This is a genomic window from Alteromonas gracilis, assembly GCF_043642145.1.
GTDB classification, from domain to species: domain Bacteria; phylum Pseudomonadota; class Gammaproteobacteria; order Enterobacterales; family Alteromonadaceae; genus Alteromonas; species Alteromonas gracilis_B.
This window is the reverse complement of the sequence record NZ_JBHZRZ010000002.1, coordinates 153,932-176,076: the sequence shown is the minus strand read 5'-3', so window position 1 is coordinate 176,076 and position 22,145 is coordinate 153,932. Positions and strand designations below refer to the sequence as shown.

Here is a 22,145-nt window from a genome sequence, read left to right as displayed (position 1 = left end):
AGGTCAATTAACTAGGTACTCTATTTATGCAGTACGATTGATATCGCGAAAAATATGGAAATGCGCTAAGACCGCATAGGGCTTGAGCGCGTGAGTTAACTTTAATTGAATGCACGATACCCAAGGGATTTATAAATGAAAATCTTAGTCACCGGAGCAGCTGGTTTTATTGGTGCAGCTGTATCGAAATATCTCATCAATCGTGGTGACCAAGTTGTCGGCATTGACAACATTAACGATTATTACGATGTTAATCTAAAACATGCTCGTTTAAACGAGCTCACATCTTCATCTGCCGCTAACTTGTTTTCATTCGTTGAAATGGGCGTAGAAGAACGCGAAAAAATGGCTGCACTTTTTGAAGAGCATAAGTTCGACAGAGTGGTGCATTTGGCTGCTCAGGCTGGTGTGCGTTATTCACTAGAAAACCCAAATGCTTATGTCGACTCAAACATTGTCGGTTTTGTGAATATTCTTGAGGGGTGTCGCCATAATAAGGTTGAACATTTGGTTTATGCTTCCTCTAGTTCAGTCTATGGTGCAAACGAAACTATGCCGTTTTCAGAACAGCACAACGTAGACCATCAGGTTAGCTTGTATGCCGCCTCTAAAAAAGCTAACGAGTTAATGGCACATACCTATAGCCACCTATACAACTTGCCAACGACTGGGTTGCGATTCTTCACTGTTTACGGCCCGTGGGGGCGCCCTGACATGGCGCTATTTAAGTTCACGAAAGCCATTTTAGAAGGTAAAACAATTCAGGTTTACAACTACGGCAACCATCGTCGAGATTTCACTTACATAGACGACATTGTTGAAGGGGTAATTCGTTCACTAGATAACGTAGCGAAACCAAACGAAAGCTGGGATGGAAATAATCCTGACCCGAGCACAAGTAAAGCGCCTTATAAGGTTTATAATATTGGAGCCCAAACTCCAGTTCACTTGTTAAAGTTTATAGAAACGCTAGAAAGTGCTTTGGGAGTAGAAGCGAAGAAAGAGCTACTACCAATCCAGCCAGGGGATGTGCCAGACACATACGCAGACGTTTCATCTTTAGTTGCCGATACAGGCTATCAACCGTCTACTGACGTTGAAACGGGGGTTAAAGCATTTGTCGATTGGTACAGAGACTTTTACAGCGTGTAAAAAACTTTGTTGCCTTTGCCTATGACACTTCAAGCGCACTGCTTTTCATGAACCCCGCCCGCTTTTTGGGCATTTTCTTTTGGTTGTGGATAGCAAAGGTTATAAACCGTCTAGAAAGAAAATCGTATGATGCTTGCAATGTAGTTGCGCGTAATTACAGCAAGTCTTTGTGTTTATGGTGGGTTCAGATTGAATGATTGAGGTTCATGGTCGCTCGGCGTCTTTTGCTGCTTATTGATGGACCAATATGCACGTCAGGTATTAGAGTGCTGTTCGCTTGTTGACGTGCAAGACACTCGTAAGCTGACTTTTTACTCATTAAAAAGATGTGATATAAGCCCTTTTTAAATTTAGTGATTGGCGCAAAGGTGACTGAACAATGAGTTTCGTTCTCCAACCTACTAGGAAAGTATTAAGGTTAACCTGAGAGTGTTATAGCCTAGCACTTTAAGTAACAGATTCTTTGTATGAAGTAACCTGTCGATTTTTTTTACAACCTTCTGATCTTAAGTGATTGCTCGCACGCTAATAAATTGATATGTTGTAGGTTTTTTTGTGGCGCGGTTTAAGCATATATAGATAATGCACGGTTTTATTGGATAAGACCATGAGTAGCGGTTGTGGAATTCTATCAGAATAATGACGGAGAATAATAATGATAAGGTTCATCGTAATCATGAGTTTTTTAATGAGCTCAATTTCAGCTTCAGCAGCAACTATCGAATGCGACGGAAATTTAAGCGATATAGTAATTACATCTGCAGTTAATACGCAGACCAATATGGAAATGGTGCCCACGAATGAGAGCATCAACGCTTCGGCATGTGCAGGCTTTTTTGAAGGTAATGATCAACCTTTACCCACTTTTAATACGGGTATATGGGGAGATGGATTACTCAACGGAGAAAAACACAAAAAAGGTGCCACTTGGTTCGGAGCACCAGGAGCGTTTATTACTGAAGACGATCTTCAAGATCTTGATGGGGATGGTTTGGTAAATGATCCAGGTTGGATATTTTTAGGTAAGGACGACGGCAAAGGCTTTGAAACAACAAACCTTACACAATGGTTCATGGATGGTTCATCATTTGATTTAGACCGATATCTCAACATTAATTTTAGCTGTGCCGAAGAATGTAAAAGTGGCGATTGGTCGTTATTTTTTCCTGAGCCTGAGAGAATGCTGGCAGAGTTGGCATCATCAATTTTTGGCGACAGGTTTTTCGATCACCTTGCATTTAGCTTCAAGGTGGGAAAGAACACGATAATTTACGACTTTAATTTCAATATGATCAATGAAGGGTTGAATGACTCTTTTGATTTGGCCATTCCGCACAACTTTGAAGGTGAATTTGATCTTTCGGGTTTTGCACATGACATTTCTCATATTTCAGTTTGGGCAAGAGATCCTATAGGTGTCACGTCAGTTGATGAGCCTCTAAGCTTGTATTTATTCATTTGTAGCCTATTGGCGCTTGGATTAATTAGAGTTACAAGAAAGAAAGAAAGTAAGCTAGAGCTATGGCAGAGGTGGGGAGCGAGAAAGGCCGCTTTCAAAAGTTTTTTAATTAAAAACGGCCACGAGTGAACGGACTGTGATAGTACGCGTCACAGTAATCTCGCAGCATGATTAGCGGCCTCACTGCTTTTCATGAACCCCGCACACTTTTTGGGCAAGAATTCTTTAGTAGTAGAGTAACCAAGCTCAAAAAGTGTGTTCTTTATATCGGGCGTAAGTGAAAAGTCTACGGCGGATATTTCGCCTGTATTTACCACAACCGTATTGTGCCAATACTTTGCATTTACGTACTCACGCGAAATGGCGGTCATAAATGTTCGAATAAGCATGCTTACGTATTGAGGGAGCTGTAGCAGATTTTTCTTAATGGCTTTGCGCTTTTGCTCCGTACTTTGTAGACGGAAACAAACCGATGGAGTGCCGTCACCTCGCCAGTCTTCAAATAGCGCATCCTCAGATAAAATGGCACCATCGACTAGCAAATGTTCTTTAAAGGGCTTAAATGAAAAAATTAGAGGAATGGACATAGAATAGCGAATTGCTTCAGATACCTTCATTTCAGGCGCGGTTTTTTTGTTAAACAATACTGGCCCACCTCCATTTACGTCTGTAGCAAGTATGTTTAAATCAAGGGGTAAATCAGCAAACACTGCGCCCTCTAGTTGATTATCCATCCATTTTTGAAATACGTCCCCAGATGATAGCCCGCCCTCTCGTAACAGTCTTACCAATGAGAATTCAGTAAACTGTTTGAAGTCAGTAATTAAAGCGAGCTCCCGCATTTGTTCAATGCTGAATCCTTTCGCATAAAGCGAAGCCACAATAGAGCCCCCTGACACGCCCACCAAAGTGTCGAAACCAATACCCATATCCTGCAAGGCCTTAATAATGCCAATATGAGCGCTTAATCTCGTACCTCCTCCTGAAAAAATAGGAACAATTTGCGTTAAATTTGTTTCTGACAAATGGTTAGGCGTTGCTGCCGAAGCTATCTGCATATGCATACTCCATACTAGTGGGCTTTGCGCATGCTGCTCGACAATAAGGCGTGCAAGCGCAATCCCTTTTCTAAGAAGCTTAGTTGACACATACGAAGTCGGCAAAAAAGAGAGCGTTAAATAGGCGTTATCTTTAGTCTAGGTGTTACCTTTTGGGGACACAGTTTGTGCTATTAAGAAGGAAAACTAAAAAAAGCCCAACTTCCTGTAAGAGAAGATGAGCTTTTTTATGACTTATTTTGTCTGAAGGTTTAGCAAATCGCCTGAATCCATTGCTGATAGTAGTTCGCTTTACTTTGAAACCTTTTGAGACTCAAAAACTATTTGCCACTTAGCTTGGCTTTCATCTCTCGACGGCGGGCGTGCAAAAGAGGTTCAGTATAACCACTAGGTTGCTCTTTACCTTTGAAGATGAGATCGCTAGCAGCTAAAAAGCCAATTGAGCTTTCTATATCAGGTGTCATTGGAATATATTCAGGGTCGTCAGCATTTTGTTCGTCTACGAGAACCGCCATGCGTGCAAGCGACTCTTTCACTTGGTCAACGCTTACAATGCCATGCTCGAGCCAATTCGCAATATGCTGCGATGATATTCGAAGCGTAGCACGGTCCTCCATTAGGCCTACGTTATTGATGTCTGGAACCTTTGAACACCCCACGCCTTGATGGACCCAGCGTACTACGTAGCCTAAAATACCCTGAACATTGTTATCAATTTCACGTTTAATGCTTTCACGTGTGAGCGTAGAAGCTTCTTCTAGCAATGGAATAGTAAGGATATCAGCAAGGCCGTCAAAGCTATCATCGAGAGACTTCTGCACGTCAAATACATTCACATCGTGATAGTGCAATGCATGTAGCGTAGCGGCAGTAGGAGAGGGCACCCACGCAGTATTCGCACCTGATTTTGGGTGGCCTATTTTAGCGTCCATCATATTCTGCATTTCATCTGGTATTGGCCACATGCCCTTACCAATTTGCGCTTTGCCAGATAGACCGCAGCGAAGACCTATAGCAACGTTTGCCGTTTCATAAGCCTTAATCCACGGCATAGATTTAAGCTTGGCTTTTTCAGCAAATGGCCCTGCAAGCATAGACGTATGAATTTCATCACCCGTTCTGTCTAAAAACCCAGTGTTAATGAATACAACGCGTGAAGTCGCCTCAGCGATACAGGCCTGAAGGTTAATGCTGGTGCGACGTTCCTCATCCATAATACCCATTTTAAGCGTGTTTTGTGGTACATCGATGATGGTTTCGATTTCGCCAAATAGCGCGTTAGAAAAAGCAACTTCTTCAGGCCCGTGCATTTTGGGTTTAACAATATAAATGCTGCCTTTACGACTATTTTTAAATTTACTGTTTCCCGACAGGTCGTGTTTGGCTATAAGCGAGGTGACTAAGCCATCCATAATCCCTTCAGGCACTTCTTCCCCGTCGAAAAGCATGGCATTGTTGGTCATAAGGTGACCTACATTTCTTACAAACATTAGGCTTCGGCCAGAAAGTACAAGCTCGCCGTCTCTTAACGCCTCTTTCGAGGTGTGTTTAGAAGGCTGATATGCTCTGTCTTCATGCATGGCGCGAACAAGTTGCTTGCCGCCTTTGGTCATTTCAATACTTAGCGTGCCTTTCATAAGGCCTAGCCAATTGCTGTACACCAACGTTTTATCTTCAGCATCAACAGCGGCCACAGAGTCTTCGCAGTCCATAATGGTAGTAAGCGCGGCTTCAACGAGCACATCTTTTACATTTGCAGCGTCGCTCTCGCCAATAGGGTGAGTTGGGTCTAATTGAATTTCAAAGTGTAGGCCGTTATGTGAAAAAAGTAGGCTTGAGGGCGCGCTAACGTTGCCTTGGTATCCTTGCCATTGCTCGGTGTTTGCTAAGGTAGTTTCATCGCCATCGGCAAGGGTAATAGCCAATTTTCCAGATTCAATTTTGTATTCAGTTACTTCAGCGTGGTTGCCTTTAGCTAGCGGTATCATACTATCTAAGTATGCCTTGGCTTTCGCGACAACTTTTTCTCCGCGTACAGGGTTATAGCTTTTTCCCGCTTCTGCGCCGCCCTCATCACTTATTACGTCTGTGCCATAAAGTGCGTCGTAAAGGCTTCCCCAACGAGCATTAACAGCGTTCAGCGCGTAGCGTGCATTGTTAATAGGCACAACTAATTGTGGACCAGCCATTGTCGCAATTTCTTCATCGACATTTTGCGTTTCTGCACTCACTTGAGTCGGCTGCTCTACAAGGTAGCCAATGCTTTTTAGAAAGTCAGTGTATTCGTTTGTGTTTACTGGGTTTCCAGCTTTGTGGTAGTCATCGATAGCGCGTTGAAGCTGCTCACGCTTTTCCAACAATGCGCGGTTTTGAGGGATGAATTTTTCGAAGAGGGTTTCTGCACCTTGCCAAAAGGTGTCTTTATCTACGCTGGTACCAGGAAGTGCCTGTTCATTGATAAATTTATCGAGCTGTTCGGCAACCTGAAGTCGGCCTCTAGTAATATATCCTTGCATAACTACCTCTATACATTTATTTGTTAACCCAGTGTAGTGTGTATAGAGATAGTTTTTTAATTTATGGTTTGTATTTTTGCCATATATTTTGTGAATGTTTAGCCCGCATTCATCTCGCTGGCCACGTCACTGATCAATCTGCGTAACCAAATATGGCCTGCATCGTGGTGAAGAAGGGCACTCCACGCCATTTTTAATGCTATAGGCGGAATATCAAATGGGGGTTCTTTAATAACCACATCTGGATCGTGTTTGAATAAACGTGCCGCTTTGCTTGGTAAAGTAGCAATTAGCTTTTGCTTTTTGGCAATTTGGAGGGCTGCATGGTAATGGCGTGTAAACACGCGAATTGCGCGCTGTTTGCCAATTTTCGTTAACTCGGCGTCAACCCATCCCAGTTTCTGTACTTCGTTAGGGTCGATACCGACGCCTACGCCAAACCCAGTTTTACTTACCCAAATGTGTTGGGCGCTTAGGTAACCTTCTAAGTCGCATTTTTCCACTAGCGGATGGTCGGCACTCATCACACAGCTGAACGTGTCGTACCAAATAACTTTTTGGTGGAATGATAAAGGTAACTCATCAAAGCGGTTGACAGCCATGTCGACTTTTCCTTGCTCTACGTCGTGGAAGGTCACGTCGCTAGGGGTGATAAGGTCAAGCGTAATATTAGGCGCTAAATCAGCAAGTCTTCCAACTAATTCAAGTAATAAGGTACTCTCCGCATAATCACTGGTCATAATGCGAAACGTTCTATCGCTAGTTAGCGGATCAAAATCAGTTTCTGGTTGGATAGAGCTTTCTAACCGGCTAAGTACATCGCGAATTATAGGCTGTAATTCTAGTGCGCGTTTGGTTGGCGTCATGCCGTCGCTGGTGCGAACTAATAACGGGTCTTTGAATAAATCTCGAAGGCGTTTTAAGCCGTTGCTCATTGCGGGTTGGGTGATACTTAGTTGGTTTGCTGCTTTTGTTACACTGCCTTCGCGCAACAGCACGTCCAAATAAACCAGTAAATTCAGGTCGACCTTCGCTATATTCATTATTCTAATGCTCTTTTTAAACTTAATTAAACACAGCTATTATAAAGCTTTTTTATTTCAATGTCAGATAAGCGTTTAGTCTTAATATAATCAAATAAAATTACATAAATTATTGAAAATTAAGATTTATATGATGTTTTTATGGTTTCTGTAAAAATATTGGTGAGATTGTTTTTTCATAAAAGCATAAATTCAGTGAATGCGTAAAGCAAAAAAGGGCACCCGAAGGTGCCCTGCTGGAAAGGTTGGGATGCTTTCCGTTTAACTTATTACTCGTTTGCGTTATACGTCAAACTGATTCATGGTGTTGTCTTCACCAGAAGCTTTTAGTGCGCCCTCGCCAGAGAAGTACTCTTTGTGCGTGTCGCCTAGGTCTGAACCTGCCATGGCTTGGTGCTTAACACACGCAAGGCCTTGACGGATTTCCTGACGCTGTACACCGCGAACGTAAGCAAGCATACCTTCTTCACCAAAGTAACCTTTAGCAAGATTATCAGTAGACAATGCTGCAGTGTGGTACGTAGGTAGCGTGATAAGGTGGTGGAAAATACCCGCTTCACGCGCTGCATCAGCCTGGAAGCTCTTGATTTTCTCATCTGCAGCGGCCGCAAGTTCGCTGTCATCGTAGTCAGCTGACATAAGCTTCGCACGGTCGTAACCAGAAACGTCTTTACCTTCTTCAGTCCACGCATCGAATACTTGCTGACGGAAGTTAAGCGTCCAGTTAAACGATGGAGAGTTGTTGTATACCAGTTTAGCGTTAGGCACCTGCTCGCGGATAGCGTTAACCATCTCTGCAATTTGACCTACGTGAGGCTTCTCAGTCTCAATCCAAAGTAGGTCTGCACCGTGTTGAAGAGACGTTACGCAGTCTAGAACAACGCGGTCGAAGCCAGTATTGTCTTTAAAACGGAATAAACCATTAGGTAGACGCTCAGGTTTTACAAGTTTACCGCCTTGCTTAAGTACTAAATCACCCTCTGCTAGGTCGTCTGCGCCCGCTACTTCAGTAGTTTTAAGGAACGCGTTGTACTGAGCAGCCAAGTCGCTTTCTGATGTAGATACAGGGATCTTCTGAGTAAGGCCCGCACCTAGTGAGTCAGTACGCGCAACAATTACACCTTCCTCTACGCCAAGCTCAAGGAACGCATAGCGAACCGCGTTGATTTTCGCAAGGAAATCTTCGTGTGGAACCGTTACTTTACCATCTTGGTGACCACACTGCTTAGCGTCAGATACTTGGTTTTCAATTTGAATACAGCACGCACCAGCTTCAATCATTTGCTTTGCAAGTAGATACGTAGCTTCTTCGTTACCGAAACCAGCGTCGATATCAGCAATAATTGGCACTACATGAGTTTCGTAGTTGTCGATTTCTGCTTGAATTGCCGCTACGTCGCCGCCATTTTTCTTAGCGTCGTCTAGTTTGTGGAAAAGGTCGCCTAGTTCGCGAGCGTCTGCTTGACGTAGGAACGTGTAAAGCTCTTCTATAAGTGCTGATACAGACGTTTTCTCGTGCATTGATTGGTCAGGAAGTGGACCGAACTCTGAGCGAAGTGCTGCTACCATCCAACCTGAAAGGTATAGGTAGCTCTTGTTTGTAGTGCCTTGGTGCTTTTTAACAGACAACATTTTTTGTTGGCCTACAAAGCCATGCCAGCAACCTAATGATTGTGTGTACTGAGACGAGTCTGCGTCGTATTCAGCCATGTCTTTGCGCATGATACCTGCTGTATAACGAGCAATATCCAAACCTGTTTTAAAACGGTTTTGAACCTTCATGCGTGCAGCGAATTCTGGGTTGATACCTTCCCAAGTTCCGTTTTGTGCTGCCTTTAATGTGGCGAAGTTATCAATGTCTTGTTGATATTGCGACATGAGCGTCTCTCCCGACTATAATTAAAATACTTAACGTTGTTTATGTTTACGCTGTAGGGCGTTTCCGTTGATTCCATTTCATCCTAGTGTGGTAATCGGAATAAGAGAAATATATAATTCGCATTGCGGTCATTTATTTTGTGAATGCCAGTGCCCTGTGGTTTCGATTAAGTGTGATGCTAGAATTGAACTAAGGTTAGAATGTAGCTGTTATTGAGTTGGTTATTTCGCCAGTCTATTAGCTTAAAGGGTAATAGCTTTGCCGTGTTGGGCGAGGTAAATTTGCCACGAAAAGATCAGGCTAGAAAGTACGCGTTAAGCCATTTACAAATTTCTTCCTAGCGAATTGATTAATAAATTAAAAGTGGGTTTTATGAGTAGCAGTGTATTGTCGTCGGTCGATCAAAGAACCAAGCTTGTTGGTGAAAACAGGCTTGAACTTTTGATGTTTCAACTTGGAACGCGACACATCTTTGCGATGAATGTTTTTAAAATTAAAGAAGTAATTAATGTACCTAAGCTAAACATCATGCCGGGATCACATCAAAACTTGAAAGGTGTGATGAACTACAGAGGCAGTTCTATACCCATTATAGATCTGCGTCAAGCCATTAAAATGCGTAATGCGGCAACGGAAACAATAGCTAAAAACGTGATCATTACCGAATATAACAGAAGTGTTCAGGGCTTCATCATTGGGGAAGTGAAGAACATTGTGAATACGTCCTGGGGAACTATCCAACCCCCTCCAAGTGGTATAGGTAAATCAAACTATTTGACCGCTATAACTCAGGTGAATGTTGACGGTAAGCAAGAGCTTGTGGAGATTATTGATGTCGAAAAAGTGCTCGCAGAAATCATTGATTACGATACGTCTATTTCAGAAGAAGTGTTAGATAAAGAAATAGTGAATCACTTTTCAGGTAAAAAGGTACTAATCGTAGATGATTCAAGTACAGCACGAAAACAAATTAGAGACACGTTAGAGCAACTTGGCATTAGTATCATTGAGCGTAAAAATGGCGCTGAAGCATTAGCGTTGTTAAAAAAGTGGGCTGACGAGGGTAAAAAGCCAACTGACGAAATTCTGCTAATGTTTACCGATGCAGAAATGCCCGAAATGGATGGGTATAGGCTGACGTCTGAAGTTCGCAACGACCCAAGAATGAGCAACCTGTTTATTGCGTTAAATACCTCGCTAAGTGGGAGCTTTAATGACGCGATGGTAGAGAAAGTCGGCTGCGATAGGTTTATCTCTAAATTCCAACCAGACATGCTTGTTGATGTGGCTCAACAACGTATGCGCCAGTACCTCGCAACGCAAAGTAAGTAACTCTTTTCAATCTATATTAGCCTAGTTTAAATAGATGACCACTTGGTCATCTATTGGCGCTATTTTCTGCTCAAAAACTTTGAGCATATTGCCCGCCTGCTTTACACTAGTAGCCCTTATCGCAAACATACATCAATCAAACATTCGCGATAGTATCGATTTTTGTATCTGGCTGTGAGTATACAACGCAGGTACCACTACTTACTCAGGGAAGTTTAAATGATTAAACAACTTATTCGCACATCTTTGCTGAGCTGTGCGACTTTTGCAGTTCTTTCAGGGTGCAGTGTTACTGAGCCTGTATCAGAAACTGCTAACCTCAAAAGCAAACCGTCACAAAATGTGCCGAAAAATATCATAATGGTGGTCGCTGATGGAATGGGGCCCGCTTATACAACGGCATATCGTAACTTTATGGACAACCCGTCAACGCCAGAAATGGAGTCTGTTGTTTTCGACGACATCTTAGTGGGAAATGCTTCGACATACCCTGCTCAAGTGTCTGGTTATGTCACTGACTCTGCCGCTGCGGCAACTGCTTTGGCTACTGGCGTAAAATCTTACAATGGTGCAATTGGTGTTGATGTAGATAAGCAACCTGTCAACTCTGTCATGTACCACGCAAAACGCATGGGTATGCGTACCGGGTTGGCTGTGACCTCTCAAATTGTTCATGCTACGCCTGCCTCTTATATTGCGCATAATGAAAGTCGAAAAAACTACAACGAGATTGCTGAAGATTTTTTCGATATTCGTGTGAACGACAACTTCATTGCTGACGTTATGCTAGGCGGCGGAACGACGTATTTCAAACGCGAAGACAGAGACATATTGGCTCAGTTTGTTGAAGCTGGTTACGAATATGCCGATTCATACAGCGATTTGGATGCGATTCCAGTAGGCAGCAACGTGTTGGGACTATTTGCGCCAGTCGCACTTCCAGCGGTACTAGATGAACAACGTAAAAACCGCCTTGAATACTTAACTAAAAACGCAATCAAACATTTGGAAAACGAAAATGGTTTTTTCCTTTTGGTTGAAGCAAGCCAAGTGGACTGGGCAGGGCACGCTAACGATATCGGTTCAGCCATGGCTGAAATGCATGATTTAGCATTAACCATGACCTACTTGCGTGAATATGTAGAGGCAAATCCAGATACTTTAGTTGTGTTAACGGCTGATCATAGCACGGGCGGTCTAACCATAGGTGCGAATGGGGATTACCGCTGGAGCCCAGAGCATCTAAAAGCAATGTCAGCTTCTGTACTTACCATTGCGCTTGAAATGGCAAGTGAAGAAAACCCAGGTGAGTTTGTGGCAAGTAAGCTAGGTTTCTCGCTTAGCGAGGAAGAACTGGCTACATTGGATAGTGTTTCTAACCAAGATGACGAAACGCGTTTTAATGCAGTAAAGGCGTTCCTCGATACGAAAACCAATACAGGTTGGACAACTGGCGGACATACTGGAGTAGATGTTGAAGTGTTTGCATTTGGCGCCGGTTACCAGTCGTTTATTGGCCAAATTGACAATACAGACATTGCGAAAAAGATCTTTCAATTCATTGAAAAAAAAGAGTGAATGCAAATCGAATTATTGCTTAAGAAAGTATCCATGTATAACAAACTGACATTTGTTAATTATAAATACGTGTATTAAAACTTTTTTAAATCTGGTGCCGCTTTAGTGCACTAGCTTATGCGTAATTCGAATTCATGTTTTGCAACGCAAGTGTGAAGCCAACGAGCTATGAAAATGAGAGTAAAGCGCCAGCGTTTTGTCAAACAGGCGCTTTATTTTTTTCCGAATTAAATAAGGAATAGGGGACAATGAAAAGCGAAATGCTAGCGCTACTTCAGGATATTTATGATGAAGTTGAACCCATGTTAGGCATGGGGAAAGTTGCAGACTACATTCCTGCTCTGGCATCGGTTAACCCACGGCAATTCGGTATTTCAATATGTGACACTCAAGGGCAAATAACGTCTATTGGTGACGCCAGCGTTCCTTTTTCAATTCAAAGCATTTCAAAAGTCTTTAATTTGGTGCTGGCTATCAATCACTACGGTGAAACCATGTGGGAGCGAGTGGGTTGTGAACCCTCTGGCTTACCGTTCAACTCACTAGTCCAGCTTGAGTACGAAAATGGCATTCCCCGCAACCCCTTTATTAACGCTGGGGCGCTGGTGGTCAGTGACATGGTTCAATCTCGGTTTGCCTCGCCTCACATCGCAATGCGAGATTTTGTTAGGCGATTAAGTTGCAATGGCGAAATAGTCGTTAATAAAGTAGTGGCAGAGTCGGAATACGAGTATCGCTCTCGTAATGCTGCCATGGCTTATCTTATGAGGGCATACGGTAATTTTGAAAACGAAGTAGAAGATGTGCTTCGCAACTATTTTCATAACTGTGCGTTGGAAATGAGCTGTGAGGACTTGGCTCGCTGTACCAGCTTTCTCGCCAATGGGGGCTTTTCGACCTGCGCGAACGAGCAGGTGCTAACCGCTTATCAAACCAAACAAGTTAATGCGCTTTTAGCAACCAGTGGCATGTACGATGAAGCGGGAAGCTTTGCCTTTAAAGTGGGATTGCCTGGCAAAAGTGGAGTGGGTGGTGGCATTGTGGCTGTTGTGCCTGGCAGGTTTTCCATTTGTGTATTTTCACCAGCACTTAACAGTGTGGGCAACTCACAGTTAGGTGTAGCCGCGCTTACTTCTTTGAGCGAGAGGATAAACTGGTCTATTTATTAATAGCCTGTCAGCTCCATAAATCCATCTCCGTCGTGAGTGCCAGTTACCTTTACTCTTCCCTCGTAGTACGGGAATAGGCTTTCGTTCCACTGGCCCAATTTAAACGGCGAGATAGTCACGTCGATATTTTTTTCCGGTATTTGAATTTGCCAATGGGTTGGCACAATTAGTTTTGTTTCACCGTGCTCAATAACTTCATTTTTAAATGAGTTGATAGCAATATCGTCTTGTCCAAGGTTTTCCTTAACACCTTCTTCAGTAATATAGCTTGCGGTAGTAAAAATTTCGGTTGTCTCGTTACTATCGTCTTGCTGGGTGGCGTGCATACGAAACGCCATCAGCTTACTGCCATTATTTAAGTGCAGTGAAAACCAATCCCAACCCATGGCTTGATTATTCGCTAAGTGACTTGTCCATTCGTGATCGAACCAGCCTTTACCTTTAACCGCGAATTCATTTCCCTCGATGTTTATAGTGCCTTGCGTATCAATGAAGGGCTGGCTGTAATAGTACGAGCGCAACCGTCCGTCTTCAGTCTTTTTACTGAAGCCATTGTCACCTTGCTTTATAAAAGGGTTCACTGCATTAAGGTTAAGTGAAACGTTCACTGCACGGTCAACGGGAGTAGTTTTGTTTAAGGGAAGCGCATCTATATCGTCTGTTTCATTAACGCTTATCTCATCATTATCGCGCTTTTTCGGTTGCCCAAAAGACAGCGACAGCGAAGAAGGAAATATGCTCGCGAAGCTGTTACCAGCATGTTCATTGGAGTCACTTGTTAAGGCCTCGCTGTTACTCGCTCCATCTTCATTAATATCGTTATTTACTGTTTGCCAAACCCAATCGTCGATAACGGCTTTAAAGTTCAGTTGGTTATGAACAACTTGGGCATTACCCACTCCTCCTGCGGCAAAACGTTCCTCGAAGTAATGTTTACTTACCGTGTGTAGCGAGGCATGTACCATCCACTGCTGAGAGTCTGACCAATGACTGTCTATCGTTTGTCTGTCGTTTCTATTGTTAAAGCGAAACAGCGTATATTGCAGGCCAAATTCGTTGCCACGAGTGTCGGCTAAAACAAAGGTGAGATACCACCATTCTAATTGAAACTCTGGATGGCTTTTATGATCATAAGGCAGTGTTATAGGTGAGCCTATTTCAACTGAAGCGAAGTCTGCATTTGTTCTTATGTCGCCAAAAAAGCGGTTTGGTATAGCCTTTTTTTGTTCGTCATTGCTTTCAAAAGTGGACCCATCACAAGCGCTTATCATTCCACACACGAAAAGCAGCAACAGCAAATAGCGCATTGCATCTCTTAACGAAAAGCGGCTGGATTGATTTGCATATGACTTACTAAAGCCAAGCTTCATGCGTAAGCCTTTGTCATAACAATTTGCTCATTTGTCATAATTGAACTTCCTGCCTTAAATCTATCTTTGGCTTTAATTTTCCTAAGGGTAATAAGAGCACTACTGAGACAACGGCCAAAGAAAGCCCAACGCTAAAAAATATAACATGCGAACTAACCGTTAGCGGATACACCCAGCTAAACGCATACCTGTTAACCAAATTAATAAAAATGAATGCTAAGTAAATGCCGAAGGGGATTGCCAACAACGCGGCAAGAAAAAAAAGCAACATATACTGCATAAAAAGAACAAGCTTTACTTTGAACTGACTTACACCTAAAGCTCTAAGTACAGATAGCTGCGCAGAACTGCCTATAGTCAATACCGTTAACGACACGGCAAACGCGATTCCGGCAACCAGCAACGTAGTAATGTTTAACCCGTCAGTTAATACAAATGTGCGATCGAAGGTTTCCATTGATATGTCGAGAAGCTGCTGGCGTGTGTAAAACCGTGTGCTTGCATCACCGCTTGCCATTGCACTTAGTTCCTCTTCTATCTCGGCCAATGTGAGTGTGCTAGCGGTGGATGCGTTTGTAATAAAAGAGGTGTCAGAGCTCTTCGGATAAATAGCCATAACGCCAGAAAATAAGGCGTTTTGAATTGCGTCACTACGCTTGTTAAAAAACGTCAGAGGGACTAAAACTTGCCCCGTTAGATTGCCGTAATCAGGGTAGATCCCCAGCACTTTCCACGTTGGGGATGTAGTAAAAATAGCTGAGTTACTATTTGAAGAAGCGCTATGGGCCGATGAATTAGCCGAGCTTGTAACTTTAGTTTGTGCTTTCAAAATCGAAATATTCGCAATATCTAGCGTATCGCCTGGTGAAACATCATACTCAAACGCCAATTGTTGATTAATAAACACACCTTCACCCGCTGAAAACGCCTGCCACACCCGCTCGAAAGCTGTGTCTTCATCAAGTATTGAATCAAGGACTAATGCGGTTTTACCTCGTTGATGAGTGGGGTAGCTATTAATAAATACGGTTGATGTTGCGCTATTCTTTGTAGGCGCACTTTCTTCTGTGCTCAGAATGCCTACTACCTTGGCTTTAGCTTTTAGAAGGGGCGTGATAGACAATTGCGAGGACGCGGTAAATTGGGAAAGCGGTAAATCGGTATAAAGGTAATACGGTGCATAAAGCCTTTGAGTTAACCATTGCTCGGTTGCGTTTCTAAAGCTGTCGGTCATGGTATTCATGCCAATATTGGCCGTTAACGCTATAAAGAAAGCGCACACTGCAAGGCGTGTTTTGCTGGATAACAAATACATATTGGCTATCACATAATGAAACACAGGCCATTTTCGTGGAACTAAGCGCGCAAGCTGGTTTGATAAAATAGGGAGCCAAAGCAACACTAAGACGCAGCTAATAAGTAAAAGCAAGGCAACGAAAAGAAGCGCCGAAGCTGTAGAGATGACAAACAATTCAGTGGCGAAAAGTAGCGAGAGCAGTACCAGCGATATAATAAAGACGGCAATAAAAGAGAGGCTATTAGCTTTCTTAACGCTATTATCAGTAAGCGCGTTAGACAGTTTTGTTACTGGTACCAGACTAAAAAGCGCTAAAGATAAAAAGGTAACAAATAGCGCTAAACCAAAAAGCGAGAGCAAATTAACGTCAGGGTTGATAAATACGGCGTTAAATAATGATGTAAATGTGCCAGCAATAGCGGGCGATAACAGGGCCGCCGCCTTGAATCCGATGTCCATGCCAAGTGGAATGCTGACAAAGCAATATAGCAGTAGTTCGGCAAATAATGCGCTTACTAACGTTCGGCTAGGCACGCCTAATTGTCTTAGCCTGATGATATTCGGTAAGCGGGTACGGTACATTAAGTTAAGCGCATTGAGCACAATAAAAAGCGCGACTACGCCCATAAGCGCACTCATCGCCCACAAATTTAAGCGAAAGCTATCAGGCAATGAACCCGTGTCATTATCAGCGTTACTTTGAAGAAACGACACTTTCTGGCCAAGTAAATTCTCTATTTGAGCAAGCTCTAGCTGAGAGATAGGCGTCAACGACACTAATCCAGTTAATGGAAAGTGTGTAGTGGATGATTGGTTTTTGCTTTGCTTAGTTTTGAAAGTGCCATTAATTCGAACCTGGCCTTTGTAAAAGTCAGCAATTGAAATCACAAGGGTGTTTTGCGCAACGAGCGCACTGGTGTAGGTGTTTACTGTAGCCGGCCAGTGACGGAACGGTGGGCTGGTGTCACTAGATTTACCGCTAACTACTGTGTTGTTTTCACGCTCTACAAGGTTTGTGTGACAACTCAGCGTTTTGTTGGTTACCGGATGTATGAGGGCATTTACAGAAAATGAGCTAATGCCGACAGAGCGGAAAACGCGGCTAGTATTATCTTCACGATTAAGCTCAGTATTTGGCGAGAAAAATGCACTTGGCAGTGTTGTATTGTTAGCTGTGTTTGCGGCATATCTGTTACCCAAAAAAGGTTGTGTATCTATACCAACCAGCTTAATTTTTCGGGTGTTTTCTTCGCCGTTTTCACACGCTAAAAAGATGTCACGTTCGGTTACGGCAACAAGTTGCGTAAAGCCACTTTTTCGCAACAGCGCATACTGGCTTTTAGTGATAGGCGAGGAGGTATTGGCTGATGTGATGATATTGTTGAGTAGCCCTTGCTGTTGCTGCAGAAGCTCGCCTTGTGTAGCGCCTTCGTTGATTAACAGCACTGTAACGAGCCCTGCATTCGCCAACACAATTGCGGCCATGATGAGCAGTGGCTCCCAAGGCCTTCGTTTCGCCATGGCAATCAGGCTAGAAGTGGTAAGTAGAAAAGTACGAAGCAAACTATTTCCTCACTTAAGCCTTAAGCCATATCGGCATTAGTACTTTCAAGCACGCCTTTGTGTAGCTTAAGGGCACGGTCTGCTTTTGTTGCTACATCACTGCTGTGTGTAACTACAACAAGCGCAGTCTTCGCCTGCTTGCAGGTTTCATACAGTAAACGAGAAACATTATCGCTGCTGGCTTCATCTAAGTTACCAGTAGGTTCATCGGCAAGAATGAGAGAAGGGCGATGCACGAGTGCCCGCGCAATGGCGCAGCGCTGCTGCTCCCCCCCTGACAATTGGCTTAAGGGCTTTTCTGCTAAATGAAGAATACCCAATTGGTCCATTAACGCTACCTGATAGGCTTTATCTGCATTACCCTTAAGCCGTGCAGTAAATGCAATGTTGTCCCACGCATTAAAGCAATCAAACAGGTTAAAGCTTTGAAAAACGATCCCAAGATGCTGCTTACGAAATGAATCGATGTCGCTAGCGATCGATTTTGTGTTTTCCTCGTTGATAGATGCAATGGGTAAATTATTAATAACGATATTACCGCTATCTGGGCGCTCAAACCCGGCAATAAGTGAAAGAAGCGTGGATTTACCACAACCAGAAGCACCTTGGATGCTTACTGATTCACCGGCTTTTACCGCTAGGTTGAGATTGTTGATAAGCGGTTTATCAGAGCCCGAAAAGGATTTACGCAAGTCTTTAATAATTAGCATAGCTCGTTTTTATATTGGTGTCAGGCTAAGAAGGTAGCGCTTAGATTGAGAGTGTAAAAGCTAAGTACATTTATAATAACTATACGTAAACCAGAGAAGTTTTGGTTAAAAAAGCGAAAGTCTTTTTCGACTCTGTGAGCCCGTTCAAAGTAAAAGCTAATGATAAATGAGGCTGCGTGTACTTAGGTTTTTGGTGTTGCCCTAGAGAAGGCCTAGTAATGACAATGTTTTTCGGGACTGGGCAGGACAGATGTAAAACGATAAAGGAATTAAAAATACTCGTTGCCAAATCAGTTAAGATTTATAACGAAATGATACCGCACCTGAGTTTAGACATGAAAAACGCCCAATCAGGCGCACAATAGAAAAGGCCAGCTACTGGAGCTGGCCTAAAAATAAACACTGTCAACCTATCTTAGGATAGGTCACATTACTGATTAATAAAGTTGTCGAGTTCTTCGCCCGTAATTTTTTTAATCTGCGCAAATAAATACCAAAGTGCAGCAATCAATAAAATGGTACTTGGAATAACGATAACCGGGTAGCTTAGGGCTGTCATTCGACCTAGCTCTTCAGTGTAGGCAGTGGTACCGGGCTCACTAACTAGAATTACCTTAGCCAAAATATAATTTAGCGCCGACGAAAGAAAGAATGAGCAAGCAACGATGTATGAACTAATTGCCACCTTTCTTCTGAACTCGTCTTGTTTTCCTTGTGCATCCAATACTTGATTTAGGTGCGGCCAGTTAATAATTTGGTCGTTCAAAATAAGCATCTTTACCAGAGGTTTATTCGAGTATTGGGTAACGAGTACCGCGATGCCGATAATACCAGGAATAGCGGCTTCTTTAATTGCAATGTATTCTGCCGGAAGCTTTAGCAAGCTAAATCCGCCAGTAAGAAGCACGCTGATGATACCTAAAATGGAAAAGCCATTCACTTTCCCAGACTCTTTCAAATCCCAAAGCCCATAGCCAATTGGGAAGCTAAGCGCTGCCACAATGCTCCATGCTGGGCCTAGGTAATCTTCGGAGCTTGCATAACTCATTAGTACCACGGGAATAACAATGTTAAACGCGAGGTTGCCGAGAAAGCCTTGGTTCTTTTGTGTGGGTTCTTGTACTGCTGACATATCTATTTAAAACGTCTCATCGTGCAACTAATTATACGTAAACTAATTAGCGTGCCCAGTGCCATGCGGCAAATAAGCCACCAATAAAGCCAAATAGATGATATTCAAAGGAAATAAATTTCGATGTGGGAAGCACGCCAACCAGCATTCCTCCATATAGCGCCGCAACCACTAGCGAGATAAGTAAATACCGCACTTTATTACTTCTAAAGCCGGCCAACACAAGAAAACCGAAATAACCATATACCATACCGCTTGCGCCAATATGTGTAGCGCTTCTTCCAAAAAGCCAAACGCCTATACCGCCTATAAGTAGTGCGCTTATCGTGGCGATTAAAAATGTACGCTTTCCCCATTGCATGGTTAACCACATGAAAAGCAACAGCGGCACCAAGTTTGCCATTAAGTGTGTAGGTGTACCGTGCAAGAATGGTGCGGTGAAAATATAGGGCAGGTGTTGCAAGCTGCGCGGTACCACGCCAAATTGATTCAATGTATTGCCAGTCAGTAAATTGGCGACTTCTATTACAATGAGTAATGCGCCCAACGTTAGCAATACGCGTATTTGAAAAGAAAGCGGCTTCATATTTTTGCCCCTTGAAGAAATTAAAGAATAATGTGGGGAAGGTAGCGAGAAAGGTCTTGTGTTATGGCTGACGCGTCCTCTCTCACCGATATACCAGCAGGCATATCGTCAACTAACCAACTGCCTATAAGGGTATGGTTACCCTCGAACACGGGTAAAGGTTCAAAGGCTTGAACAATAAAGCCTTCTTCGCCGTAAGGGCCGTCGCTAAGCAAACTTTCAGTCCCATTTTCAATAACAGATACATTCGCACCTTCGCGAGAAAACAGCGGTTTTTTAATCCACTTTCCCGATAAGTGCTTAGCGTTAATCTCATCTGAAAAAAATGAAGGGAGAAGGTTGGGGTGACCCTCGAATTTCTTCCAAAGCTGAGGTAACAATGCTTTGTTAGAAATCACCGATTTCCATGGTGGCTCAATCCAGTTAACTTGCGCATCGTGTAACACATCACCAAATTCTTCGCGCAGCATAAACTCCCACGGGTACAACTTAAAACAGTCGGTGATGGGGGAATCTTGCAGATCGGTAAATACGCCGGTATCAGCCAGTCCGACATCTTCAATGAATACAAAATCGGCCTGAAGGCCTGCTTCTTTGGCGCAATCTTGAAGATACTGCACTGTGCCTCGGTCTTCTACCGTGTCTTTGCAACATGCCATGTGCATCTGGTTTATATTGTAGTGCAGCGCTATTTCACGAAACCTGTGAACCAGCTTCTCTTGCAAGCTATTAAATTGGTCGGCATGTATTGCAAGCTTTCCTGCATCTACATTTTGAGAAAGCCATAGCCACTGCCAAAAACCAGATTCGTACAAACTGGTGGGGGTATCTGCATTGTTTTCTAGTAGTTTGGCAGGCCCTTTGCCGCTGTAGACAAGGTCAAGGCGTGAATACAAACTGGGGGCTCTTTGCTGCCAGCTGTTTCTTACTAAGTCCCAATGTTGCTCTGGGATTCGGAAGCGAGTAAGTAACTCCTCACTATTAACCACATCTTCAACAACCGCCAAGCACATTTGATGAAGCTCGGCTGTGGGATCTTCAATGTCGTTTTCAATTTGTGCTAGCGTGAATTGATAGTAGGCTGTTTCGTCCCAATAGGGCTCGCCATACATGGTGTGAAAATGGAAACCAAACTCGTTGGCCAATTGCTGCCAGCCTTTTCGAGGCTGGCATGGCATTCTAAACATATTTAACCGCCCCAACCGCCTTTACGGCTACTGCTTCCCCATGACGATTTGGCACGTACACTGCTGCCGAATCCGCCTCGCTTCATGGTGCGATTTACCGTTGGTTTAGGCTTATAAACGTCTTTACTTACCCGATATTTTCGTTTTCGAATATCACCATCGAAGACATAGCCATCGGCAGTTATCCAGCGTGAGCGAAACGGTGAGTTATACGAATAAGAGGTATATAAGGGTTGCGAGTAATAGCGATTTGGCGATAGCAACGAGCTCACCATATAGCCCGCCATAAAGGGCATAAAGAAACTGCCGCTATTGTCGTTTACCTGTTGGCACTGGTTAGGGCCAAATTCGTGTTCACAGTCATACTCTGAACTAAAACGAGGGCTAGTGCGCATGGCCTCGTCCATGGCCGTTTGATAGGCAGCTTCACAGCGCTCAACGGCATCAGGGTAGTCTTGTTTACAGTCTTCTAGCGATGTGTAAATTGTGGCATCTTCTTTCTCACCACCACAGCCACTAAGAATGACACTGGCTACCCCCAAAGCCAAAGGCTTAACGCTAAAGCCTTTGCGCATGCTGCTAAGGTCAATGTGTTTAGTGCGCTTTAACGCTGGCTTTTCGTCTTGTATGTTTTCATGAACATCAAGCTGTGTATTTCGTTTATCAGTCATCGCTGCCCCCTTAATAGGTCATGCAAGCGGCATTTAATAAGCCAACGGCAATTGACATACTGGCAAGCATGACACCTGCTGAGACTTCATTGTTGTTAATGCGCTCTGCAATTTTTGGCATAAAACTAAAGCGTAAAATAGCAAAGGCTAAAGACTGTGCGATAACAGCAACCAATGCCCAAATGGCAAAATCTACTACAGCCACTGAGTTTGATGCGGCGCTGCCAAGAGCAATGGCAAAGCCGACAATGGCGCCACCAAAGCCAATAGCGGCAGCTACGTTCTTATCTTCTTTAACTAGTTTCCACTCATCGTGAGGTGTCACTAATGCGTAAACCAATTTGAAGATAAACAAAAAGACAATCGACAAACCGAAATAAAGCGCGAAGTTATCTAGGCCAGCCAAAGATTGCATGATCGTATCCATTATTATTCCCTTTATT

Annotated in this window: 17 protein-coding genes and 1 pseudogene; 6 read left to right on the top strand and 12 right to left on the bottom strand. The window is 43.4% G+C overall.

Features of this window, described 5'->3' with window-relative positions:
- Positions 1–135: 135 nt before the first annotated feature.
- Both ACHUFN_RS04925 and ACHUFN_RS04920 read left to right on the top strand, forming a co-directional pair.
- A complete protein-coding gene (locus ACHUFN_RS04925) occupies positions 136–1,152 on the top strand; it encodes an NAD-dependent epimerase (protein ID WP_394221189.1) in 1,017 nt (338 codons plus the stop codon).
- Positions 1,153–1,840: 688 nt separating this feature from the next.
- The gene (locus tag ACHUFN_RS04920) at positions 1,841–2,740 is read left to right on the top strand and encodes a hypothetical protein (protein WP_394221188.1); all 900 of its coding nucleotides are present in this window, start codon (positions 1,841–1,843) and stop codon (positions 2,738–2,740) included.
- A gap of 20 nt (positions 2,741–2,760) precedes the next feature.
- Here the strand turns inward: ACHUFN_RS04920 and ACHUFN_RS04915 are convergent, their stop codons facing one another.
- From ACHUFN_RS04915 to ACHUFN_RS04900, 4 genes are all read right to left on the bottom strand, one after another.
- Positions 2,761–3,669, bottom strand: coding sequence for a patatin-like phospholipase family protein (locus ACHUFN_RS04915; protein ID WP_394221187.1), 909 nt, complete (start codon positions 3,667–3,669; stop codon positions 2,761–2,763).
- Between the two features lie 320 nt (positions 3,670–3,989).
- Positions 3,990–6,185: a malate synthase G gene (locus ACHUFN_RS04910; protein ID WP_394221186.1), complete on the bottom strand. Its 2,196-nt coding sequence runs from the start codon at positions 6,183–6,185 to the stop codon at positions 3,990–3,992.
- 98 nt (positions 6,186–6,283) lie between these two features.
- Positions 6,284–7,228, bottom strand: a complete 945-nt coding sequence (locus tag ACHUFN_RS04905; RefSeq protein ID WP_394221185.1) for a LysR family transcriptional regulator — start codon at positions 7,226–7,228, stop codon at positions 6,284–6,286.
- Between the two features lie 282 nt (positions 7,229–7,510).
- Complete coding sequence (locus ACHUFN_RS04900; protein ID WP_394221184.1) at positions 7,511–9,106, bottom strand: isocitrate lyase; 1,596 nt, start codon at positions 9,104–9,106, stop codon at positions 7,511–7,513.
- Positions 9,107–9,479: 373 nt separating this feature from the next.
- Between ACHUFN_RS04900 and ACHUFN_RS04895 the strand changes: the two genes are divergently transcribed.
- From ACHUFN_RS04895 to glsB, 3 genes are all read left to right on the top strand, one after another.
- Positions 9,480–10,439 (top strand): chemotaxis protein CheV, encoded by a 960-nt coding sequence (locus ACHUFN_RS04895; RefSeq protein ID WP_394221183.1) that lies wholly within the window; start codon positions 9,480–9,482, stop codon positions 10,437–10,439.
- A 219-nt stretch (positions 10,440–10,658) separates the two neighbouring features.
- Positions 10,659–12,017, top strand: a complete 1,359-nt coding sequence (locus ACHUFN_RS04890; protein ID WP_394221182.1) for an alkaline phosphatase — start codon at positions 10,659–10,661, stop codon at positions 12,015–12,017.
- Between the two features lie 260 nt (positions 12,018–12,277).
- The gene (gene glsB, locus ACHUFN_RS04885) at positions 12,278–13,186 is read left to right on the top strand and encodes a glutaminase B (RefSeq protein WP_394221598.1); all 909 of its coding nucleotides are present in this window, start codon (positions 12,278–12,280) and stop codon (positions 13,184–13,186) included.
- Here the strand turns inward: glsB and ACHUFN_RS04880 are convergent.
- Genes ACHUFN_RS04880 through ACHUFN_RS04870 form a run of 3 tightly spaced genes read right to left on the bottom strand, consistent with a single transcriptional unit; the run spans position 13,183 to position 18,126 of the window.
- Positions 13,183–14,556: a lipocalin-like domain-containing protein gene (locus ACHUFN_RS04880; RefSeq protein ID WP_394221181.1), complete on the bottom strand. Its 1,374-nt coding sequence runs from the start codon at positions 14,554–14,556 to the stop codon at positions 13,183–13,185. The genes glsB and ACHUFN_RS04880 overlap by 4 nt on opposite strands.
- 34 nt (positions 14,557–14,590) lie before the next feature.
- Positions 14,591–17,416: an FtsX-like permease family protein gene (locus tag ACHUFN_RS04875; RefSeq protein WP_394221180.1), complete on the bottom strand. Its 2,826-nt coding sequence runs from the start codon at positions 17,414–17,416 to the stop codon at positions 14,591–14,593.
- A gap of 20 nt (positions 17,417–17,436) precedes the next feature.
- Positions 17,437–18,126 carry an ABC transporter ATP-binding protein gene (locus tag ACHUFN_RS04870; RefSeq protein WP_394221179.1) on the bottom strand — a complete coding sequence of 230 codons (690 nt, stop codon included), beginning with the start codon at positions 18,124–18,126 and terminating at the stop codon, positions 17,437–17,439.
- Between the two features lie 248 nt (positions 18,127–18,374).
- Here ACHUFN_RS04870 and ACHUFN_RS04865 point away from each other — a divergent pair.
- Positions 18,375–18,519 (top strand): annotated as a pseudogene (locus ACHUFN_RS04865) (IS3 family transposase); the annotation flags it as partial.
- 37 nt (positions 18,520–18,556) lie between these two features.
- On the opposite strand, the gene ACHUFN_RS04860 reads toward ACHUFN_RS04865, so the two are convergent.
- The 5 genes from ACHUFN_RS04860 to ACHUFN_RS04840 are packed head-to-tail and all read right to left on the bottom strand — an operon-like array spanning position 18,557 to position 22,129.
- On the bottom strand, positions 18,557–19,258 hold the full coding sequence (locus ACHUFN_RS04860) for a VC0807 family protein (RefSeq protein ID WP_394221178.1): 702 nt from the start codon (positions 19,256–19,258) through the stop codon (positions 18,557–18,559).
- Positions 19,259–19,304: 46 nt separating this feature from the next.
- A complete protein-coding gene (locus ACHUFN_RS04855; protein WP_394221177.1) occupies positions 19,305–19,844 on the bottom strand; it encodes a rhomboid family intramembrane serine protease in 540 nt (179 codons plus the stop codon).
- Positions 19,845–19,864: 20 nt separating this feature from the next.
- Positions 19,865–21,031, bottom strand: coding sequence for a glutathionylspermidine synthase family protein (locus ACHUFN_RS04850; RefSeq protein ID WP_394221176.1), 1,167 nt, complete (start codon positions 21,029–21,031; stop codon positions 19,865–19,867).
- Positions 21,032–21,033: 2 nt separating this feature from the next.
- Positions 21,034–21,702 (bottom strand): DUF1190 family protein, encoded by a 669-nt coding sequence (locus tag ACHUFN_RS04845; RefSeq protein ID WP_394221175.1) that lies wholly within the window; start codon positions 21,700–21,702, stop codon positions 21,034–21,036.
- Positions 21,703–21,712: 10 nt separating this feature from the next.
- The gene (locus ACHUFN_RS04840) at positions 21,713–22,129 is read right to left on the bottom strand and encodes a DUF350 domain-containing protein (RefSeq protein WP_394221174.1); all 417 of its coding nucleotides are present in this window, start codon (positions 22,127–22,129) and stop codon (positions 21,713–21,715) included.
- Positions 22,130–22,145 lie beyond the last annotated feature (16 nt).